The organism is Streptomyces vilmorinianum (assembly GCF_005517195.1).
In the GTDB taxonomy this organism is placed as follows: domain Bacteria; phylum Actinomycetota; class Actinomycetes; order Streptomycetales; family Streptomycetaceae; genus Streptomyces; species Streptomyces vilmorinianum.
Map to the genome: position 1 here is coordinate 3455436 of NZ_CP040244.1, position 20472 is coordinate 3475907.

A 20472-nucleotide genomic window follows, 5' to 3' on the forward strand; every position below is an offset into this window, starting at 1 on the left:
GGGAGGGCCGACCGGTCCCGTCACGGGAACGACCGGCCCCCCGGCGCCTGGCCCGACCGGCTCCCGGCAACACGGTCAGCGCAGGTCGGCCCGGAGACCGGTGAGGACCAGGTCCACGGCCTCCTCCGCCCATCCCGGCCGGCCCCCGCGACCGGCCATGTAGTCCGCGTAGTAGGGGCCGAGGAGGGCCGAGACGGCGGCCTCCAGGTCCGCGTCGGCGCGGACGAGGCCTTCCTCCCGGCCCCGTTCCAGCGCCTCGCGCAGCAGGGCACGGCGGGGCAGTACCGTGCGCTCCCGCAGCAGGCCGAGCAGCTCGGGGGTGTGCGCCTCCTCGGCGAGGCAGGTGCCGATGAGCGCCATGCCGTCGACGCGCTCGACGACCCCGGCGAAGTCCTCCAGGATCGCGACGAGGTCGGTGCGCAGCTGCCCGCTCGGGGCGGGGACGCCCGTCACGCGCAGGGCGGCGAGCGCCGCGGTGAGCAGATCCGCCTTCGTCTTCCAGCGCAGGTGGATCGTGGACTTGCTCACGCCCGCGGCGGCGGCGACCTGGTCCAGGGTCATCCGTACGTACCCCTGGGAGGCGAGCAGTTCGAGCGCTGCGCGCAGGATCGCCGCTTCCTTCTCGGCGGAGCGGGGCCGCCCGGCGCCCTTGGGCGGCTTCGTCTCGGACATGCCGTAAGGATACGTGGACGGGTACCGCACCGTTCGGTTCGGATATTCGGGCTAGCCGGCCGCCCGCGCGCCCTGGATGTGGAAGTTGAAGTCGGTGTGCCCGAACGCGCCGTACAACCGCAGCCAGATCGGCAGGACCATCTCGGTGCCGCGGGCAGCGGTGATGTCTCCGAGGTCGATCACCGCGCTCTCGGGCCAGCCGATGGAGACGAGCAGGTCGCTGACGGCCTTCTTCGCGCCCGCGTCGTCGCCGCACACGAACACGTTGTGCGGTCCCGCCATCCGGTCCGGATCGACCATGATCCGGCAGTTCATGGTGTTGAGCGTCTTGACGACCTTGGCGCCCGGGAAGGCGCGCTGGATCTGCTCGCCGAGGCTGTCGGTGTTCACGGGGTCGAGCGATGGCGGCATCCCGGCGGAGAAGTCCAGCGCGTTGGCGACATCGACGAGCACCTTGCCGTCGAGGTTCTCCGCGCCCGCCGCCGTGAGGGCCTGCAGGCTCCCGGATCCGGAGGTGGCGTTGACGACGGTTTCCCCCTCGGCGGCCGCGTCGGCGAACGTGGCGAGGGAGATCTCGGGGTGGTCCGCGTGCCAGGCCGCGAAGGGCGGGTTGCCCATCGCGTCCGGGGTGGTACGGGCCAGGGTGGCCTCGGGGTCGCGGGTGCCGATGACGACCTCGTGGCCGAGGGCGGAGAACGTGGCGGCGAGGGTCCGGCCGACGATGCCGGTGCCGAGCACTGCGTAGCGCATGGGGGATTCCTTCCGGATGCCGGAGCGGGATGGTCCGGACACCTGAAAAAGTAAACCGAGTCGTTCGGTATTGCAAGGAGGGGCGCCGCGCGCCACACCACGAGGGTTGAGGCGACCCTCCTGGCCCCGCCGCAGGGGGCCGAACGGCCCTGGACGGGTCCACCCGTCCGGCGCAGCGTGGCGTTGACGGGCCGATCCCGACGCGGGCATCCCGCTCGCGGTTCGGACGGCCGGGAGCGTGAGTGGCCATGATGTTCTGGTACGGCGACGGCATGAACGGATGGGGCTGGTTCGCCATGTCGGCCGGCATGGTGCTCTTCTGGGTTCTCCTCATCACCGCCGTCGTTCTGATCTTCCGCACGCTGGACCGAGCCGCCGGCCGACCCGCCCAGTCCGACCTGGCCCGGCCTGAACAACTCCTGGGGGAGCGGCTGGCGCGAGGCGAGATCGACGAGGACGAGTACCGCAGGAGGCTGAACGCCCTGCGGAGCGGCGGAACGTGACCGCCGCGGGCCGCCCGGATGCGGCCCGGGCGGTACCCGGCCACCCTGGGGTCATGGCCGCTCGGCGGCCCGGGAAGCCGGGCACACGACAGGACGCACTGCGTGAGCTGGCCGCGCGGCACGACGGACGCGGGGGACTGCTGCCGGCGGCGCTCGAGCGCGTCAGAGCCGGCACGCCCGCGGGACCGGAGCGGTGGGCGCCGCTCGTGGCGGCCGCGGCGGGACTGCCCGCCGCCGCGGGGCTGGGCCCCGCCACGTACTTCGCCGACCTCGCCACACCCCACGGGGAGCGGCATGTGCGCGTGTGCACGGCGACGGCGTGCTTCGCCGCGCAGGGCGGGCGGCACCTGGGCGAGGTGGAGCGGGAGATCGGCGTCACCGCGGGTTCGGTCGACGCCACGGGCGGGACATCGCTGCAGGCCGTACGCTGCCTCGGCTACTGCTACGCGGGACCCGCCGCACTCGACGGAACCAGGCCCTGCACGGGCCCCGGGCTCGCCGGCCAGCTCGGCGGGCGTGCGGAGGCACGGGCTCCCCGCATCCCCGTCGCCGACACGACCGGAGAGCCCGTCCTGCTCTCCGGGATCGTCGCGGGGGAGCCCGCCTGGCAGGTGTGGCGCGCCACGGTCGCCGAGCTGCGGCCCGAGGACGTCCTGCGGGAGGTCGCCGCGTCCGGGCTGCGGGGGCGCGGCGGTGCGGGATTCCCCGTCGCGGCCAAGTGGGCCGCCGCGGAGCGAGGCCCCGGGACCGTGGTCGTGGCCAACGGGGACGAAGGCGATCCGGGGTCGTTCGCCGACCGGCTGCTGATGGAGGAGGACCCCGGCCGGGTCCTCGAAGGGCTCGCCCTCGCCTGCTACGCCTGCGGCGCCCGGCGCGGCACCGTCCTCGTACGCTCCGAGTACCCGCGGGCCATGGCGCGGCTGCGGCGGGCGCTCGCCCGCGCGATCGCCGAGGGAGACCTCGCCCCCTCCGTCCACGAGGCCGGGCCGCGACCGTTCGTGGATCTCGCCGAGGGCGCCGGCTCGTACGTGGCGGGCGAGGAGACCGCGCTCATCGCCCGTCTGGAAGGCGCACGCGGATGTGCGCGGCCCCGCCCGCCGTACCCGACCGACCGCGGGCTCTGGGACGCGCCGACCGTGGTCAACAACGTGGAGACGCTCGCCTCCGTGCCCTGGATCGTCCGCCACGGAGGCGCGGCCTACGCCGGACGCGGCACGCCGGCCGAGACCGGTACGAAACTCGTCTGCCTCTCCGAACGGTTCGCGCGTCCCGGCGCCTACGAGGTCGAACTCGGCACCCCCGTACGCGAGATCGTCACCGGATTCGGCGGCGGCCTGAAGAACGGCGCCGACCTCGTCACCCTGCAGATCGGCGGTCCCCTGGGAGGCTTCCTCGCCGGGAACGCCCTCGACGTCCCCCTCACGGCCGAGGCGCTCGCCGCCCGCGGCGCGGCGCTCGGCCACGCCGGCATGGTCGCCTTCGACGCGGACACCGACCCGCGTGAACTGCTCCGGCACATCTGGGAGTTCGCCGCGGAGGAGAGCTGCGGGGCGTGCTCCCCCTGCCGGGTCGGCACCCGCAGGGGCCTCGAACTCGCCGCCGACCGCGGTGCACCGGGTGAGCCGTACGAGAAGCTCGCACGGCTCATGGGCGAGGCGAGCCTGTGCGCCTTCGGGCGTCGCGTGCCCGCCGCCGTACGCAGCCTCGCCCGAGCCTACGGCCCCGACCTGGCGGGGTGGGACCGGTGAACGGCCTCCACGTCGACGGCGTACCGGTCGAACTCCCCGCGGGGGCCTCGCTGCTCGACGCCGCCCGCGCCGCGGGCGCCGACCTGCCCACGCTCTGCCACGACGACCGCCTGCGACCGGCCGGCTCGTGCCGCACCTGCCTCGTCCGTGCCGACGGACGGATCGTGGCCGCCTGCGTCACCCCCGCCGCCTCCGGCACCACCGTCACCACCGCCGACGACGACCTGCGCACCCTGCGCCGCGACGCGGTCTCGCTGATCGCCTCCGCCCTGCCGCCCCGCGCCCTCGCCGCCGACCCGCCCAGCGAACTCGCCGAGGCCTGCCGGACGTTGGGCATCGACCCGGCCGAGGCCGTGGGCGACTCCCCGCGCGGGCGGGACGAGAGCCACCCGTACGTCCACCTCGACCGCGACCTGTGCATCGCCTGCGGGCGCTGTGTCCGGATGTGCGCGGACGTCCAGGGCACCTTCGCGCTCACCCTCACCGGCCGCGGAGCCGATACGGTCGTCGCTCCCGGCACCGGCGGATCCTGGGCCGCCTCCGACTGCGTGTCCTGCGGCGGCTGCGTCGACACCTGTCCCACCGGGGCGATCACCCAGCCGGGGCCGGGCCGGGGCATCACCTCCCGACAGCGGGACCCGGAACGGGTCCGCACCACCTGCGGCTACTGCGGAGTCGGCTGCGCCCTCGACGTCGTCGTGCGCGAGGACCGGGTCGCCGCCGTACTCCCCGCCCGGGACGGACCCGTCAACCGCGGCCACGCGTGCGTGAAGGGCCGCTTCGCCCACGGCTACCTCCGCTCCGCCGAACGCCTCACCGAGCCGCTGATCCGCAGGAACGGCGTCCTCGAACCGGCCGGCTGGGACGAGGCGGTGGCACGCGTCGCCGAAGGGCTCCGTACGGCTCTGGACGAGGGCGGCCCCGACGCCGTGGCCGCGATCTCCTCGGCCCGGGCCACCAACGAGGAGAACTACCTCATCCAGAAGTTCCTGCGGACCGTCATCGGCACCAACAACGTCGACAACTGCTCCCGCCTCTGCCACGCCCCCTCCGCCGCCGGACTCACCGCCGCCTTCGGGCGCGCGGGCGGTACCGACTCCTTCGACACCGTCGAGACCGCGGACTGTCTCCTCGTCGTCGGCGCGAACCCCGTCGAAGCCCACCCCGTCGTCGGCGCCCGGCTCCTCGAACGAGCGCTCGCCGGCGCCTCGTTGATCGTCGCCGACCCCCGGTCCGTCGGCCTCGCCCGCCACGCCGACCTGCACCTGCGGCCCCGGCCCGGCACCAACGTCGCCCTCTTCCACGGCCTCGCGCACGTCCTCGTCGCGGAAGGCCTGACCGACCCGGACTTCCTGCGCGAGCGCGCCACCGGCCTGGCCGAACTCACCGCGCTCCTCGACGACCACCCGCCCGAGCGCGCCGCCGAGATCACCGGCGTACCCGCCGAGGACATCACCGCCGCCGCCCGGCTCTACGGCCGCGCCGAACGCCCCGCGATCCTGTACGGGCTCGGTGTCACCGAACATCTCCACGGCACCGACGGCGTGCGCACCCTCGCGAACCTCGCCATCCTCCGGGGCGCCGTCGGAGGCACCGGCCGAGGCCACGGCATCAGCCCGCTGCGCGGCCAGAACAACGTCCAGGGCGCCTCCGACATGGGCGCGCTGCCCGATCTGCTCCCCGGCTACGCCCGGGTGGACGACCCCGAGGCGCGCGCCCGCGCCGAGCGCGTCTGGGGCTGCCCGGTGCCGCCCGAGCCCGGTCTGCGCATCCCCGAGATGTTCGCGGCCGCACGGTCCGGCCGCCTGCGCGCCCTGTGGGTCATCGGCGAGGACGTCCGCTCGACCGACCCGGACAGCGACCGGGTCGCCGAGGCCCTCGACACCTGCCCGTTCGTCGTCGTGAGCGAGCTCTTCCCCGGCGAGACCGCCCGGCACGCCGACGTCGTCCTGCCCGTCGCCTCCTGGCTGGAGAAGGACGGTACGTTCGTGAACTTCGACCGCCGCTTCCAGCGGGTACGGGCCGCCGTACGGCCGCCCGGCGCGGCCCGCAGCGACTTCGACGTCGTGCACGCCGTGGCCGCGGCCATGGGGGCCGACCTGGGCTGCCCGACCCCCGCCGAGGCCCTCGCCGAATGCGGGCGCGTCGCGCCCGTCTTCGCCGGGCTCTCGCACGAGCGGCTCGACCGGGAGGGCGCCGTCCCGTGGCCGTGCCCGGAGCCGGACCGCCCCGGCGAGGCCACCCTGTACACCCGTGCGTTCGCCACCCCCGACGGGCGCGCCCACCTGTCCGCCGCGCCGTGGCTGCCGCCCGGGGAGGAGCCCGACGCCGACCATCCCCTGCTGCTCGTCACCGGGCGCCGCTGGGCCCACTACAACTCCGGCAGCATGACCCGGCGCGGCGGCAACCTGCTCCTCGACCCGCGCGACCGCCTCGACCTCCATCCCGAGGACGCGGCCCGGCACGGTGTCAGGGACGGCGCGGAGGTCACCGTCGAGAGCCGGCACGGCCGCGCGCGGCTGATCGCGCGGGTGAGCACGGAACTCGCCCCGGGGCAGGTCTTCTGCGCGTTCCACTTCCCGGCGAGCGGCGTCAACTCCCTGACGTCCGACCACGCGGACACCGTGACCTCGTGCCCCGAGTACAAGGTCACGGCGGTGAGGCTGCGGCCGACGACGCAGGCGTGAGGCCGCCCCGTACCGTTTCGACCCAGTCCCGGCCCTGTCCGGCCACGGACCCGGGTTCCGGCCCAGTCCCGCCACGGCCCCGGTCGGCGCGCCGCACTCAGTCGTGGGCGACGACGGCGACCGGTGCGCGGCTGTGGTGCAGCACCGCGTGCGCCACATGGCCGAGGTGCGGACCGAGGGAGGAACGCCGGGTGCGCCGGCCGACCACCACGAGATCCGCGGCGGCAGCCTCCCGCACCAGCTCCTGCCCGGCCGATCCGACGATCAGCCGACTCGTGGCCTCGACCTCCGGATACTTCGCACGCCAGGGCTCCAGCATCGCGGCCAGCGTCCGCTCGATCTCCCCGGCCACGGTCAGCCGCGGGTCGGAGGTGACCAGCGGGCCCAACCCCAGGTAGAGCGGCAGCTGCTGGGCATGCAGCGCGCGCACCGCGCTTCCGTGGCGGGCCGCCTCCTCGAACGCGAAACCCAGGACGGCGTCGCCCGGCTGCTCGACGTCCACCCCGACCACCACGGCGCCGTGAGGGCCGCCCGCGCCCGGCATGTCACCGGCGCGCACCATCACGACCGGCCGCTCGACGAGAGCGACGGTGGCCAGGCCCACCGAACCGACGACGAACCCCGCGACCCCGCCCAGCGCGCGCGAGCCGAGGACGAGCAGCTCGGCCTCGTCGCCCACCGCGACCAGGCTGGACACGGCGCCCCCGGGCAGCAACCGGGTCGTGACCGAGAGCCCCGGGTGGCGCTCGCGCAGGGCGGCCGCGGTCGTCGAAAGGAGCGACTCGGCCCACTGACGCTGCACGTCGGCGCTCACGAGCGGGACCGTGGCCGCCGGGGGCGGCTCCTCCGCGTGCACCAGATGCACGTGGGTCTCCCGCAACAGGGCTTCCCGCGCCGCCCATTCGGCCGCCTGGGCGCTCTCTGCCGTGCCGTCCAGACCGACCACGACGCTTCCGTTCATGGCCGCACACCTCCTCGTACCGTGTCGTCCTCGTCGTACGCGAGACGGGCGGAGACCGACACCACCCCGTCGACCATCGCGCACATCCGCTCGACCGCCGGGATCATGCCCCGGAACGGCAGCCGGCCGCCGATCTCCACCCGGCCCTCGCGGACCTCGACCGTGAGCGGTGCGGGATCGAGCCGCAGCGTGCCGGCGAGCACGTCGTGGACGATCTCGCGGCGGATGTCCTCGTCCTCCCGCAGGAAGATCCCCAGCAGGTCCCGGCGGCTGACGATCCCCACCAGCCGGTCCTCCTCGTCGGCCACCACCAGCCGCTTGACGCCCTGGACCTCCATGAGCCGGGCCGCCTCCACCACGCTCCACTCGGGCCGGGCGCACACGGCCGGGGCCGACATCAGCTCCTCCGCGCGCGTTCCCTCGGCCTTCGCCCGCTCCCACGCCTCCAGGCCCGGTACGGCCGGGAGTTCGCCGGGCGCCGCCTGGTCGGCGGTCTTGCGCAGCAGGTCCCCTTCGGAGACGACCCCGATGACCCGGTTCCCGGCGTCCACGACGGGCACGGCGGTGACCCGGTTCCTGGAGAGGACCCCCACGATCTCCTTGAACGGGGCGTCCCCGCGCACGCTCACCACGTCGCGGGTCATGAGCTCGCCGATCCTGCGATGGCGCATCACCGGCTCCTTCCTTCTGTGACGGCGGCCTCCCCGGCCACCAGGCGATCGGCGCAGCCGTCCCAGGTGACGAGGTCCGGGTAGTCGTCCTCGGTGAGTTCCTGGCCGCTCAGTTCGGCGAGTGCCTCGACGAATTCGAGGAAGTCCAGCGAGTCCAGCTCGAACGCGTCCCGGAGCCCTTCCCCGGGCGCGAGGCCCGAGAAGTCGGCGTCCGGGACGATCCGCTGGACCGCCTGTCGTACGAGCGCCCGTGCCTGGTCGTGGTTCACAGTTCCTCCGGTCGTTGCAGCAGCCAGTCGAGGGCCGTCAGGAGCCGCGCGCCCGTGGCGCCGTCGGCCGCACGGTGGTCGGCGGAGAGGGTGGCCGTGAGCGAGGGGCGTACGCCCAGCAGACCGTCCACGGCCACGGGCCGCTCGACGATGTGGCCGAGACCGACGAGAGCGACCTGCGGCGGGTAGACGACCCCGAAGACGGACTCGACGCCCTGGTCGCCGAGGTTGGTGACGGTGATGCTGGGCTCGGCCGTCTCCGAAGCGCGGAGCCGTCCGCCGCGTGCCCGCGCGACGAGGTCCTTCATGCCGGCCATCACCTCGGTCACGGACAAGGCGTCCGCGTGGGCGAGCGCCGGGGCCACCAGACCTCCGCCGCGCAGGGAGACCGCGATCCCCAGCCGGACCTCCTCGGCCGGGACGAACGCGTCGTCGATCCAGTGCCCGTTGAGCTCGGGCACCTTCCGGGCCGCCAGCGCGACGGCCTTGAGCGCGAGCGCGGCGGGCACCAGCCGCCGGGAGAGCGGGAGCGCCCGGTTGCGCGCGTGCATCCAGTCGAGGGCGGCCGCCATGTCGACGGTCGTGGAGAGGTAGAAATGCGGGATCTCCCGCTTGGAGCGGGCCATGAGACGGGCCGTCGCCGTGCGCGCGGCCCCTGCGGATCTCTTCGCGGCCGAGGCGGGAACGGGGGTGGTCGCCGTGACCGCCGCCGTGACCGCCGCGCCCGTCTCCCGTGCGGCGGTTCGAACGTCCTCGGCGCGGATCGTGCCTTCGCGGCCGCTCCCGGCGACCGCGCCCAGCTCGATGCCGAGTTCGGAGGCGAGCCGCCGGGCCAGCGGGGACGCCTTCACCCGCCCGGGCCCGGTCCGCCCGTGGGACGCCGCGACGGGCCGCGGAGCAGGGGGAGCCCGGTCGGGCGTCACACCCGCGTGGTCCACGTCCGCACGCGTGATCCGCCCGCCCGGCCCCGACCCGTGCACGTGGGTGAGGTCGACATGGCGCTCCTCCGCGAGACGGCGGACGAGCGGGGAGGTGGCGGGTGAAGGCCTCTCCGCGCGGTCCTGCGCCTCCGCGCGGTCCCGCGGCCCGGCGCCGGCGGTCACGCCGGGCGTCTGCTCGATGACGGCCAGCGGCGTGCCCACCGGCACCGTGGTGCCCTCCTCGACGAGCAGGGCGCCGACCGTTCCGCTCTCGAAGCACTCCACTTCGATGGCGGACTTGGCCGTCTCGACCACGGCGACGACATCACCGCGCGACACCCGGTCGCCCGGTCGCACCAGCCACTGGGACAGCGTGCCCTCGTCCATGTCCGCGCCGAGGGACGGCATCGTGAACTCGGCCATGTCAGTCCACCGCCCGGTGCGCCGCCGCCACGATGCCGGCCGGCTGGGGGAGCGCGGCCTGCTCCAGATGCCGGGCGTACGGAATCGGGACCTCCGCGGCGCAGACCCGTTCGACGGGCGCGTCCAGGTCGAAGAACGCCTGCTCGGTGATCCTCGCCGAGATCTCGGCGGAGAGACTGCCGCTGCGCCAGCCCTCGTCGACGACGACGGCCCGATGCGTACGCCGTACGGAGCCGAGGATCGTGGCGTCGTCGAGCGGCCGGAGCGTGCGCAGGTCCACGACTTCGGCGTCGATGCCCTCGCCGGCCAGCTCCTCCGCCGCGTCCAGGGCCTTGGCCAGGCTGCCGCCATAGGCCACGACCGTGACGTCGGTGCCCTCGCGGCGGACCACCGCGTGATCCAGATCGACCTCCCGGACACCCCGGTCCAGGACACCGGTCGCGTTGTACAGACTGCCGTGCTCGAAGATCAGCACGGGGTCGGGGTCGGCGAGGGCGGGCGCCAGCAGATGGCGGGCGTCGTCGAGCGTGGCGGGGGTGAGGACCCGGACGCCGGGGATGTGCGCGTACCAGCCTTCGAGGCTGTGCGAGTGCTGGGCGGCGAGCTGGCGCCCGGCGCCCGTGGTCATCCGGATCACCAGCGGCACGCCCAGCTGACCGCCCGACATGTGGCGGAGGGTGGCCGCGTTGTTGAGGATCTGGTCGAGAGCCAGCAGGCTGAAGTTGACGGTCATGATCTCGACGATCGGCCGCATTCCCGCCAGCGCGGCGCCGATGCCGGCCCCGACGAAGGCGGACTCGGACAGCGGAGTGTCCCGTACGCGGTCCGGTCCGAACTCCTCCAGGAGACCGAGACTCACGCCGAAACAGCCTCCGTAGCGGCCGACGTCCTCGCCCATGAGGAAGACCCGCTCGTCCGTCGCGAGCGCTTCCCGCAGGGCCTCCCGCAGCGCCTCGCGGTAGGAGAGGGACGCGTCCTCGGGCCGTCCTGTGGTGGCCTTTCCACGGGTGTTCATGACGGCGCCTCCTCGTCCCGCCCCGTGACGTGGCGCAGCAGGCTCTCCACCGGTTCCTCGGGGGCCTGTTCGGCGGCGTGGACGGCGGCGTCGATCTGCTCCGCGACCTCGCGCTCCAGTTTCTCGAGTGCGCTCGCGTCGAGAAGGCCGGCCGTACGCAACCGCTCGGTGAGGGTGGCGACGGGATCACGCCGCTTCCACTCCTCGATCTCGTCCCTCGGGCGATAGCGGTCCGGGTCGTACATCGAGTGGGCGCGGAAACGGTACGTCCGCGCCTCCAGGAAGTGCGGACCGTTCCCGGCACGGATGGAGGCCACCGCCCCGCGCGCGGCCTTCTCCACGGCGTGCACGTCCATGCCGTCGACGGACCAGGCCGCCATCCCGTACGACGCCGCCCGCATCGCCAGGTCGGTCTGCGCGTGTTCGCGGGCGAGCGCCGTTCCCATCGCGTACAGGTTGTTCTCGCAGACGAACAGCACGGGCAGTCCCCACAGCGCGGCCAGGTTCGCCGTCTCGTGGAACTCGCCCTCGGCGAAGGCGCCGTCCCCGAAGAAGCAGCAGGTGACCCGCTCCTCGCCGCGCAACCGGTCGGCCAGGGCCAGGCCCGCGGCGAGGGGCAGCCCGCCGCCGACGATCGCGTTTCCGCCGTAGAGACGCCGCCCGGCGTCGAAGAGGTGCATCGACCCGCCGCGTCCGTGGCTGCAGCCGGTCACCCGGCCGTACATCTCCGCCATCACGGCCTCGGCCGGCACGCCGCGCGCCAGTGCGTGACCGTGCTCGCGGTACGTCGAGACCACGGCGTCCCGCTCGGTGAGGGCCTGATGGACGCCCACGGCCACCGCTTCCTCACCGATGTACAGGTGGACGAACCCGCGGATCGCCGCCGCGCTGTACAGCTCGACGCAGCGCTCCTCGAAGCGCCGGACGAGCAGCATCTCCCGCAGCAGCTCGACGTCGTGGGCCGCTTCGGGAGCCGGCGCGCGCGCCGGCTCCCCGCGGGCTCGGTGCGGGCGGTCGGTGTGCGAGCCCCGGGAGGGCGCACCGCGTGTGGCGGCCATCACCGCTCCTCTCCTGACGGCGTGGTCGTCCCGGACCCCTCCTGGGTCTCCGGGATCTCCGGGATCTCCGGGGTCTCCGGGGTCTCCAGGGTCGACACGTCGCCTTCGGGCAGGCCGAGTTCACGCGCCCGCAGCAGGCGGCGCATGACCTTCCCGCTACGGGTCCTGGGCAGGTCCCGCGCGAAGTCGAGCTCGCGCGGGGCGACGGCCGGGCCCAGGCGACGCCGGGCGAACGCGAGGAGCTCACGACGCAGTTCGGGACTCGGTACGTACTCGGGACGAAGGGAGACGAACGCCTTCACGATCGCGCCCGCCACGGCGTCCGGGCGGCCGATGACTCCGGCCTCGGCGACCGCCGGGTGCTCCATCAGCGCGCTCTCGACCTCGAAGGGCCCGACCAGATGGCCGGCGGACTTGATGACGTCGTCCGCGCGGCCCACGAACCAGTACCAGCCGTCCGCGTCGCGCGTGACCAGATCGCCGGTCAGGTACCAGCCGTCGGCGAAGCACGCTTCGTACCGGCTCCGCTCATGCAGATAGCCACGGAACATCGACGGCCAGCCGGTCCGGAGCGCGAGCTCCCCCTGGACACCGGGACGGTCCAGGACCGTGACACGTCCGCCGGTGACCCGGGCGCGGCCGTTCTCGCCGCACTCCAGTACGCCGGCCTCGACACCGGGAAGCGGCCGCCCCATCGATCCGGGGCGCACGGGGCCTGCGGCGAAGTTGGCGATCATGATGGCGCCCGTCTCGGTCTGCCACCAGGTGTCGTGGACGGGCAGCCCCAGCACGTCCTGACCCCAGCGGACCGCCTCCGGGTTGAGGGGCTCGCCGACACTCGCGACGAAACGGAGCGCCGACAGGTCGTACTGGTCGGGAGGGGTGGGGCCGTCGCCCGTGCGGGGCGTGGCCCGCATGAGCATCCGGATCGCCGTGGGGGCCGTGTACCAGACGGTGACGTGCTGCTCGGCGAGGACGCGGTACCACCGGCGCGGATCGAAGTCCCCTTCGTCGACGACGGTCGTCACGCCATGGGTGAGCGGGGCGATGATCCCGTACGACATGCCGGTCACCCAGCCCGGGTCGGCCGTGCACCAGAACACGTCGCCCGCATGGAGGTCCAGTGCGTGGGCGGCGGTGATGTGGTGGGCGACGACCGCCTCGTGCACATGCATCGCGCCCTTGGGCGTCCCCGTCGTGCCGCTGGTGAAATGGAGCAGTGCCAGGTCCCCGGGGTCGGTCGGCGGGACCGTGAACCGCGACGGAGCCGCGTCCATGAGCGCGGGGAAGGAGAGCGTGTCGGGGGGCGGGTCGCCGCCGGGGTCGAGCAGCAGGACGTGCCGCAGCCCCGGGAGCCGGGAGCGTACGGGCGCGACCTTGCGCTCGTACAGCCGGCGTGTCGTCACCAGGACCCGTGCGTCGCCCAACTCCATGCGCAGCGCGACGGGTTCGGGGCCGAACGCGGTGAACAGAGGGCACAGCACACGGCCGGCACGCAGGGTGCCGAGGACGGTGGCGTAGAGCTCGGCCCGGCGCCTGAGAAGGGTGAACACCCGCTCGCCGGGGGCGACGCCGAGCGCTTCGAGGGTATGGGCGAAGCGGGAGCTGAGATCGGCGAGTCGCGTGTACGTCAGCGTCGTCACCGACCCGTCCGCCGCCACACACCGAAGGGCCACACGCTCCCCGTGCCCCTCGCGCACATGCCGGTCGACCGCCTCGTAACCGATGTTGAGGCCGCCACCGGGCAGACCGGCGAGCTCGGCGCGTGCCTGTTCCCAGTCGAACGCGGCCCGCGCGCTCGTGTAGTCGGGCATGACCGGTGACACCCGCAGGGAGCTCATCGCGGGTGCTCCACGTCGAGAGCGAGGTTGTCGTAGGTGTAGTCGATCGACTGGTGGAGCGCGACCACTCCGTCGACGGAGCGGCACAGCCGCTCGATCACGGGGAGGTCGGCGCGCTCGTCGACGCGTCCGGTGAGTGTCACCACTCCGTCGGCGACGGCCGCGTGGACCGTGCCGGGCGCGAGTCGCAGGGTGCCGGCGAGGACGTCCCGCTCGATCTCCTCACGGATCGCCTCGTCGCTGCGGAGGAAGGGCCGCAGCAGGTCGCTGCGGCTGACGATGCCGACGAGCCGTCCGGCCTCGTCGGTCACGGGGAGCCGCTTCACGCCGCTGCGGTGCATGGTCCGGGCGGTCTCGACGAGGTTCCAGCCCGGCCGGGCGGTGACCGCGGGGGAGGTCATCAGTCTCTCGGCGGTCTCCGCGTCGGGCAGCTCGCGCTCCTGGGACAGCAGACGTACGCCCGCCCAGCGGCCCTCGACGTCGGGCAGCTCGGAGGTGGCCCGCAGGAGGTCGGCCTCCGAGACCACGCCGAGCGGGCGTCGTTCGTTGTCGACGACCGGGACGGCGGTGATGTCGTTGTCGCTGAAGATCCGGACGATCTCCTTGAAGGGCGTCGTGGGTCCGACGGCGACGACCTGGTGCGTCATCACCTCGAAGACGGTGCGGTGCTGCATGGTCCTCCTCCTCTCCGGAGTCCCGCATCACGGCATTCCTCACTCTCACCCGCCCGTGCTCCCGGTGGGCAGTGCCGAACGGCCCCCATCGGGGACGGTCGGCCCATGACGGCCGACCGGCCAGGGGGGAGAGTGGAGAGACCAGCACTGCTGGGAGGTGACAGCCATGGCTTCGACGCGAGCGGATGCGCGGCGCCGCCGGTCGGAGGGACCCGCTACCCGGGCTGGCGGCCTGTGGGCGCGCGTGGGGGACCGGCTGATCGTCGGAGGCGCGGTCGTGGGGGACGAGGGGCGGGACGGGGAGATCGTGGGCCTGCACCACGCGGACGGCAGCCCGCCGTTCGACGTGCGGTGGTCGGACACCGGGAAGATCACCCTGATCTTCCCGGGGCCCGACGCACGCGTCCAGCACTTCCCGGCGCACTGAGCGCCACGGGACGTCACGGGCGTCGACGTCAGGGGACGTCACGGGCGTCGACGTCAGGGGACGTCACGGGACGTCAGGGACGCCCCGCGGGCCGGAGGCGTCGAACGTCGCCGTCGCGTCCACGACCCCCGGCACCGCACGGGTCAGCCGGAGCAGCAGGCCCACCGGGACGGACGCGGGGATGTGCCCGCCGAGGGTCACCGCGCCGTCCAGGACCGTCACGGTGAGTGTGGAGTCCCCCTCGGGGAGCAGGTGGGTGAGGAGCTCGTGCCGTACGTCATCGGCCAGTTCGGCGTCGGACCGCAGATAGACCTTGAGGAGATCCCCTCGGCTGACGACGCCGACAGGGCGGCCGTCGTCGTCCACCACCGGAAGCCGCTTCAGGCGCCCGCGCCCCATCAGCCGGGCGGCGCCCGCGATCGTCGCTCCGCGCGTGACGGTCACGGCGGGCGTGGACATCAGGTGGCGCGCGGTCGTCCCTCGCCGGTCGTCACCCGGCACCTTGCCGAGGACGTCCGCCTCCGAGACCACCCCGACGACACGCCCTTCGGGGGACAGGACCGGCAGCGCGCTCACCCTCCAGCGCCTGATGCTCTCGACGATCTCCTTGACGGGGGCGTCGAGCCCCACGGAGACCACCGCGTGGGTCATCACGTCGTCGACATGGCGTGGGTGCTTCATAGCGTGAGCCTGCGCCGTACCGGGGGACCGGGCCAGGGCCGATCGGGGCCCAGTGGGTGCCGGTCGGCCCTCGCCGACGGGCGGGAAGCGTGGTTCCCTGAGAGGGAGGAAGGACTCGACCGAAAGACGCGGAGTAGCGGCCTCGAGCCGTGCACCGCGCAATCAGGATCCGCGAGAAGCGGATGGGTCCTTCCTCACCTGCGTGCGCCGGGGCGCGCGTGCGCCATGCGCCGAGGGCGGTGGACCGACCGGCCCTATACGCGGCCCCGTGCCCGGTGCGAGCGTGGCAGCACACCACTCGCGCACCATCTCGCACGCACCACCTCACACGCACCACCTCACACGCACCACCTCACACGCACCACCTCACACACACCACCTCGCACACCACTTCGCACCCCGGAAAGGCGGTGGGGACCATGGAGTCGCCCCTGGTGGTAGGAGTCGACGGTTCCGACGCCAGTCTCGCGGCCACGGACTGGGCCGTCGACGAGGCGCTACGACACGGCCTCCCGCTGCGTATCGTCCACGCCTCGCTGTGGGAGCGGTACGAGGGGTCCGTGCCCGCCTGGAGCGTGGACCGCCCCTCGGGCCAGGTTCTCGCCGAGAACATCGTCGGCGTGGCGGCCGAACGGGCCCGGCGCCGCGCACCCGACCTCAGGATCACGACGGACGTCGTCCCCATGGACGCGGCCGGCGCCCTGCTCGAGGAGGGGCAGAAGGCCATGGCCGTCGTCGTCGGATCCCGGGGCCGCGGGGAGTTCGCCGACCTCATGCTGGGGTCCGTGGGCCTCCTCGTCGCGGCCCGCTCGCACGCCCCCGTGGTCGTCGTCCGCGGGGACCCGCACGCTCTGGAAGCGCGGCACGGACGTGTCCTGCTGGGCATCGGTGACCACGACATCGACTCTCCCGCCGTGCGTTTCGCGTTCCGCGAGGCGGCCGTACGCGACTGCGAACTCGACGTCGTCCGTACGTGGCGGCGCCCGGCCCACGAGCCGGTCGACCACCCGCTCCTGACCGGCGACGCGGCCCACCACTTCGAGGAACGGTCCTCCGAACTGCTCGACAAGGCCCTGGAGGCGGCCGTGCGCGACCACCCCGAGGTGCGGCTGCGGCGGAGCACCGTCGAAGGACCCGCGCGCAAGGTGCTCGTCGACCGCTCCGCCGCCGCCGACCTGCTGGTCGTCGGGGCACGGCGGCGGGACCGCCTCATCGGCATGGAGCTGGGGAGGGTCGCCCACCGCGGCCTGCACCACGCCTCGTGCCCGGTCGCCGTCGTCCCCCAGCACCACCGCGTTCCCCCGGAGGGAGACCTGTGATGAACACGGCCGCGGGGAAGCACCCCATGAGCGACATCGGGCGCCGCGTCGCCGCCCGGCGCAGACAGCTCGGCCTGTCCCGCGAGGACGTGGCGGAGCGCGCCGGATCGGCGACGAGCTACATCACGTACGTGGAGGAGCAACTGCCCACCCCCGGGATGAACTTCCTCGTCCGGCTCGCCAACGCCCTGGAGACGAGCGTCGAGGATCTGACCGGGTACACCGCCGATCTGCCGACCGGCAGCGGCCGGGCGGGCCGTCACCCGCGGATGGTGGAGCTCGACGAGCGGGAGTGCTGGGCACTGCTCGGCGATCACGGCGTCGGTCGCGTCGCCGTCACCACCCAGGACGGTCCCGCGGTCCTCCCCGTGAACTACCAGGTCGTCGAGGGGGAGATCCTCTTCATGACCACCCCGGACTCGTCCCTGGCCGCCACCTCCGGGTCGGAGATCGCGTTCGAGGCCGACCACGTGGACGAGGCCTTCAGCCAGGGCTGGAGCGTGCTCCTGGTGGGCCTGGTGCGCACCGTGACGGACGAGGACGCCGCCCGACGGCTCAGGAACGCGGCGCACTCGACACCCTGGGCGGGCGAAGGGCGCGACACCGTCATGATGCTGTCCCCGCGGCGCGTGACCGGGCGCCGGATCGTGGTGCGCGGCGCCCCGGGCGAGCGGTCGGCGTGAGTGCACGGTCCGCGCGAGCGCGAGCGTCGTCCCGGACGCCCAGCCGTCAACGCCCAGCCGTCAACGCCCAGCTGTCAGACGCCCGCGGCCGTCACCGGCTCGACTCCGCGTCCAGACCCCCGAGCGGGACCTCTTCAAGCGGGACGACGGCGACCGGCGCGGGGCTGTGGTGGATGACCGCGTGCGCGACATGGCCGAGATGCGGGCCGATCGGGGCCTTCCGCCGCCGGCGCCCCACGATCATCAGCTGCGCGTTCCTCGACGCCTCCACGAGCTGGAACGCGGGCGATCCCACGACCGCCTTGGCGGTGACGTCGACGCCCGGATACGTCTTGCGCCACGGCTCCAGCAGGTCGGACAGGTTTCCCGTGAGGTGGTATCCGAGCTCCTCGCCGATCCCCGGGTCCACGACGGCGGCGTAGCCGTACGTGGCGGGCAGCGTCCAGCTGTGCACGAAGCGCAGCGCCAGGCCCGTGCGCGCGGCCTCGGCGAACGCGAAGGCCAGCAGCGGCTCGCACGGGTGGTAGATGTCGACGCCCGCCACGATCCCGCCGGTGGGAGGGGCCTCCTGGCGTTCCGTACCGGCGCGCACCAGCACGACCGGCCGGTGCGCCGAGCCGACGACGGCGAGCGAGACCGAGCCGATCAGAAATCCGAGGATCCCGCCGAGCCCCCGCGAGCCGAGCACCATCAGATCCGCCTCGTTCGCGGCCGCGGTCAGTTCCTCGGACGCCCGGCCCCGGGCCTGCTCGATGATCACCTCGAGTCCCGGATGCTCCTTCCGCGTCCGCTCCCTCGTGTCGCCCAGCAGGCTCTCGGCCCGCTCGAGCAGCGTCCGCGCGTACGGGATGGGCACTTCCGGAGTGTTCGGCCATTCCTCCACACGGACCAGCCGGAGCGGCACCTCGCGCAGGACCGCCTCCCGCGCGGCCCACGTCGCCGCGGCGAGGCTCTCCGGCGAGCCGTCCAGACCGACCGTGACCTGGGCTGTCATGACGTGCCTCCTTGCCGGGGGGCCGCGGCGGCATGCGACGGCCAGGCCTCCAGCGTCCCGTGCCGCCGGCCGCCGGGAGAGGGGCCGACAGGACTCGATCGGGGCCGAAGGGCCCATGCCCAAGCAGCCCGCCCGGTGCGAGCGTGGGAGGTGTCGCTCCTGGGGACGCACGCCCGGGCCCTGGGACGTACTCCGAGGAGGAGCCATGACCAGCGACATCCCCGCCCGGCCGGAGTTGGGCAACGTCATCGTCGGGGTCGACGGATCGCCGTCCGCGAGGACGGCCGCCCTGTGGGCCGCCGCCGAGGCGGACCGACGAGGCCGCCCGCTGCACCTCGTCCACGCCGCCGACACCGACCGCCGGGCCATCCTGGCCAACGCCGAGACGATCCAGGCGGTACGGGAGGTGGCCCGCGAGCTCCTGAGCGCCACGGCGGGCGCGGTCCGGGAACGCTTCCCCGGCCTCGTCGTCACCAAGGAGCTGAGCCGCCAGGAGCCCGTGGCCGGCCTGCTGGCCGCCGCCGGCCGCCGCGGCACGATCGTGGTGGGCAGCAGGGGCCACGGCGGGTTCGCCGCCCTCATGCTCGGCTCGGTCGGGCTCGGCGTGGCGGCACGGGCCAAGGTTCCCGTGATCATCGTACGAGGGGACAGCGACCGCCCGGAGACGGGCTCGGTGACCGCGGCCGTGCACGGCGCCTCGGACCTGGGCTGGCTGCTCGTGGCGGCGGCAGAGGCCGACGCCCGCAAGGCATCGCTGCGGGTGGTCAGCGTCTGGAACCTGCTCACGCACGTCGGCGACGTCGCGACCATGCTCGACGACCTCGACGAGATCGCGCGCCAGCGCGTCCACGAGGTGAAGGCGCTCGCCGACCACGTACGCGAGGTCTACCCCGACCTGATCATCGGCCACCACGTCGAGACGGGCACGAGCACGCCCGGCATCCTGGTCGAGGCGAGCGCCCACACCGACCTGCTCGTCATGGGCAGCGAACACCGTGCCCTGGGCGTGGGCCCCTCCCTCGGGCGGGTCGCGCACACGCTGCTCCACCACTCCCACTGCCCGGTGGAGATCATCCCGCCGGCCTTCGTCGCGCGGGACGCGGAGACGTGAACGACATCCTGCTCGGCGTCGACCCCCGGGAGCAGTCCGTCCCCGCTCTCGTCTGGGCCGTCGACGAAGCCGTACGAAGGGGGCTGCGGCTGCGCATGGTCGTGGCCGTGCCACCCGGCCACGAAGGCCTGCGGTACGACGCGCTCGCCCACCGGAGCGCGCTGCGGATGCAGGCGGAGTCGGCCCTGGCCAACGCCGAGGACCTGGCCAGGGAACTGCAGAGCGGTCTGCGGATCGCGACGGAGCTCCGCGCCGGGGCGCCGGCGCCCGTGCTGCGGGACATGGCGGCGCGGGCGGCGCTCGTCGTCGTGGGCTCCCGCCGGCTGGGCAGGGCGGCCGAGATCCTCAGCGAGAGCTCGGTGGCCCTGCCTCTCACGGCGGGCGCCGACTGCCCCGTCGTCGTGGTCCGTGCCCCGGAGCACACCGCGGTCCACCCCCCGACCCTGGTCGTCGGAGTGGACGGCAGCGAGTCCTGCCGGGCAGCCGTCGCCTTCGCCGTGGACGAGGCGAGCCTGCGCGAGGCACGGCTGCGGGCCGTCTGGGTCTGGCCCCGTCCCGTCCTGAGCCATGACGACGTCGCCGAAGGACTGGCCGACCGCCGGCGGCTGCTCGCCGAGGCCATGGCGGGCCGGGCGGAGCGCTACCCCGACGTCGAGATCGCCGAAGAGGTCCTGCGGGGACATCCGGTCGAGCAACTCGCCCTGGCGTCCCAGGACTCCCTCGCCCTGATCGTCGGCCGCAGGGGCCGCGGCGGCTACACCGGCATGCGGCTCGGCTCGACGGTCCACGGTCTGCTGCACCGCGCCACCTGCCCGGTGATCACCGTTCCCGTGCCCGAACGCGACCGGAGCGGCAGCGAGGACCGCAGCGACATGGCACGGGCGCGGCGATCCCAGCGCCACAGCGAACCCCACGGCGAACCCCACAGCGGATCCCACACCGGAACGCACACCGGAACGAGGTGACCCCATGAGCCGGACGACGAGACAGCGGACCGCGGCCAAGCCCCGGACACCGGCCCGTCCCCAGGCCCCTGAGGGACCGAGCGACGTGCTGCCCAAGCCA

20 protein-coding genes are annotated in these 20472 nt (G+C 74.0%); 8 read left to right on the forward strand and 12 right to left on the reverse strand.

The window, feature by feature from the left end; all coding sequences use genetic code 11:
- Positions 1-75: 75 nt before the first annotated feature.
- Positions 76-672, reverse strand: coding sequence for a TetR/AcrR family transcriptional regulator (locus tag FDM97_RS16210; RefSeq protein ID WP_137991112.1), 597 nt, complete (start codon positions 670-672; stop codon positions 76-78).
- Positions 673-723: 51 nt separating this feature from the next.
- Complete coding sequence (locus FDM97_RS16215) at positions 724-1422, reverse strand: NADPH-dependent F420 reductase (protein WP_137991113.1); 699 nt, start codon at positions 1420-1422, stop codon at positions 724-726.
- 248 nt (positions 1423-1670) lie between these two features.
- Here FDM97_RS16215 and FDM97_RS16220 point away from each other — a divergent pair, with 248 nt between their 5' ends.
- From FDM97_RS16220 to fdhF, 3 genes are read left to right on the forward strand one after another with little or no spacing between them, the layout of a single operon-like run.
- Positions 1671-1925, forward strand: coding sequence for an SHOCT domain-containing protein (locus tag FDM97_RS16220; RefSeq protein ID WP_175439401.1), 255 nt, complete (start codon positions 1671-1673; stop codon positions 1923-1925).
- Positions 1926-1978: 53 nt separating this feature from the next.
- A complete protein-coding gene (locus FDM97_RS16225) occupies positions 1979-3673 on the forward strand; it encodes an NADH-ubiquinone oxidoreductase-F iron-sulfur binding region domain-containing protein (protein WP_137991114.1) in 1695 nt (564 codons plus the stop codon).
- Complete coding sequence (fdhF, locus tag FDM97_RS16230) at positions 3670-6360, forward strand: formate dehydrogenase subunit alpha (protein ID WP_137991115.1); 2691 nt, start codon at positions 3670-3672, stop codon at positions 6358-6360. The genes FDM97_RS16225 and fdhF overlap by 4 nt, the downstream gene beginning before the upstream one ends.
- Before the next feature lie 97 nt (positions 6361-6457).
- Here fdhF and FDM97_RS16235 read toward each other — a convergent pair whose 3' ends face one another.
- The 8 genes from FDM97_RS16235 to FDM97_RS16270 are packed head-to-tail and all read right to left on the reverse strand — an operon-like array spanning position 6458 to position 14192.
- Complete coding sequence (locus FDM97_RS16235; protein WP_137991116.1) at positions 6458-7321, reverse strand: universal stress protein; 864 nt, start codon at positions 7319-7321, stop codon at positions 6458-6460.
- Positions 7318-7992 (reverse strand): CBS domain-containing protein, encoded by a 675-nt coding sequence (locus FDM97_RS16240; RefSeq protein ID WP_137991117.1) that lies wholly within the window; start codon positions 7990-7992, stop codon positions 7318-7320. The genes FDM97_RS16235 and FDM97_RS16240 overlap by 4 nt, the downstream gene beginning before the upstream one ends.
- Positions 7992-8261, reverse strand: coding sequence for a phosphopantetheine-binding protein (locus FDM97_RS16245; RefSeq protein ID WP_137991118.1), 270 nt, complete (start codon positions 8259-8261; stop codon positions 7992-7994). The genes FDM97_RS16240 and FDM97_RS16245 overlap by 1 nt, the downstream gene beginning before the upstream one ends.
- Positions 8258-9604, reverse strand: coding sequence for a dihydrolipoamide acetyltransferase family protein (locus FDM97_RS16250; RefSeq protein WP_137991119.1), 1347 nt, complete (start codon positions 9602-9604; stop codon positions 8258-8260). Before FDM97_RS16250 ends, FDM97_RS16245 begins: the two co-directional genes overlap by 4 nt.
- Position 9605: 1 nt before the next feature.
- Positions 9606-10619, reverse strand: coding sequence for an alpha-ketoacid dehydrogenase subunit beta (locus FDM97_RS16255; protein ID WP_137991120.1), 1014 nt, complete (start codon positions 10617-10619; stop codon positions 9606-9608).
- Positions 10616-11677, reverse strand: coding sequence for a pyruvate dehydrogenase (acetyl-transferring) E1 component subunit alpha (gene pdhA / locus FDM97_RS16260; protein ID WP_137991121.1), 1062 nt, complete (start codon positions 11675-11677; stop codon positions 10616-10618). The genes FDM97_RS16255 and pdhA overlap by 4 nt, the downstream gene beginning before the upstream one ends.
- Positions 11677-13518 carry an acetate--CoA ligase gene (gene acsA / locus FDM97_RS16265; RefSeq protein ID WP_137991122.1) on the reverse strand — a complete coding sequence of 614 codons (1842 nt, stop codon included), beginning with the start codon at positions 13516-13518 and terminating at the stop codon, positions 11677-11679. The genes pdhA and acsA overlap by 1 nt, the downstream gene beginning before the upstream one ends.
- A complete protein-coding gene (locus FDM97_RS16270) occupies positions 13515-14192 on the reverse strand; it encodes a CBS domain-containing protein (RefSeq protein ID WP_137991123.1) in 678 nt (225 codons plus the stop codon). The genes acsA and FDM97_RS16270 overlap by 4 nt, the downstream gene beginning before the upstream one ends.
- Positions 14193-14358: 166 nt before the next feature.
- Here FDM97_RS16270 and FDM97_RS16275 point away from each other — a divergent pair, with 166 nt between their 5' ends.
- Positions 14359-14619: a DUF1918 domain-containing protein gene (locus FDM97_RS16275; protein WP_349775387.1), complete on the forward strand. Its 261-nt coding sequence runs from the start codon at positions 14359-14361 to the stop codon at positions 14617-14619.
- A 63-nt stretch (positions 14620-14682) separates the two neighbouring features.
- Here the strand turns inward: FDM97_RS16275 and FDM97_RS16280 are convergent, their stop codons facing one another.
- The gene (locus FDM97_RS16280; protein WP_137991124.1) at positions 14683-15300 is read right to left on the reverse strand and encodes a CBS domain-containing protein; all 618 of its coding nucleotides are present in this window, start codon (positions 15298-15300) and stop codon (positions 14683-14685) included.
- A 419-nt stretch (positions 15301-15719) separates the two neighbouring features.
- On the opposite strand from FDM97_RS16280, the gene FDM97_RS16285 reads away from it, so the two are divergent.
- A complete protein-coding gene (locus tag FDM97_RS16285) occupies positions 15720-16619 on the forward strand; it encodes a universal stress protein (protein ID WP_137991125.1) in 900 nt (299 codons plus the stop codon).
- Positions 16619-17302, forward strand: a complete 684-nt coding sequence (locus FDM97_RS16290) for a helix-turn-helix domain-containing protein (RefSeq protein WP_137991126.1) — start codon at positions 16619-16621, stop codon at positions 17300-17302. The genes FDM97_RS16285 and FDM97_RS16290 overlap by 1 nt, the downstream gene beginning before the upstream one ends.
- A gap of 91 nt (positions 17303-17393) precedes the next feature.
- Here the strand turns inward: FDM97_RS16290 and FDM97_RS16295 are convergent, their stop codons facing one another.
- Positions 17394-18296: a universal stress protein gene (locus FDM97_RS16295; protein ID WP_137991127.1), complete on the reverse strand. Its 903-nt coding sequence runs from the start codon at positions 18294-18296 to the stop codon at positions 17394-17396.
- Positions 18297-18501: 205 nt separating this feature from the next.
- On the opposite strand from FDM97_RS16295, the gene FDM97_RS16300 reads away from it, so the two are divergent.
- On the forward strand, positions 18502-19407 hold the full coding sequence (locus FDM97_RS16300; protein ID WP_137991128.1) for a universal stress protein: 906 nt from the start codon (positions 18502-18504) through the stop codon (positions 19405-19407).
- Complete coding sequence (locus FDM97_RS16305; RefSeq protein ID WP_137991129.1) at positions 19404-20372, forward strand: universal stress protein; 969 nt, start codon at positions 19404-19406, stop codon at positions 20370-20372. The genes FDM97_RS16300 and FDM97_RS16305 overlap by 4 nt, the downstream gene beginning before the upstream one ends.
- Positions 20373-20472: the final 100 nt, after the last annotated feature.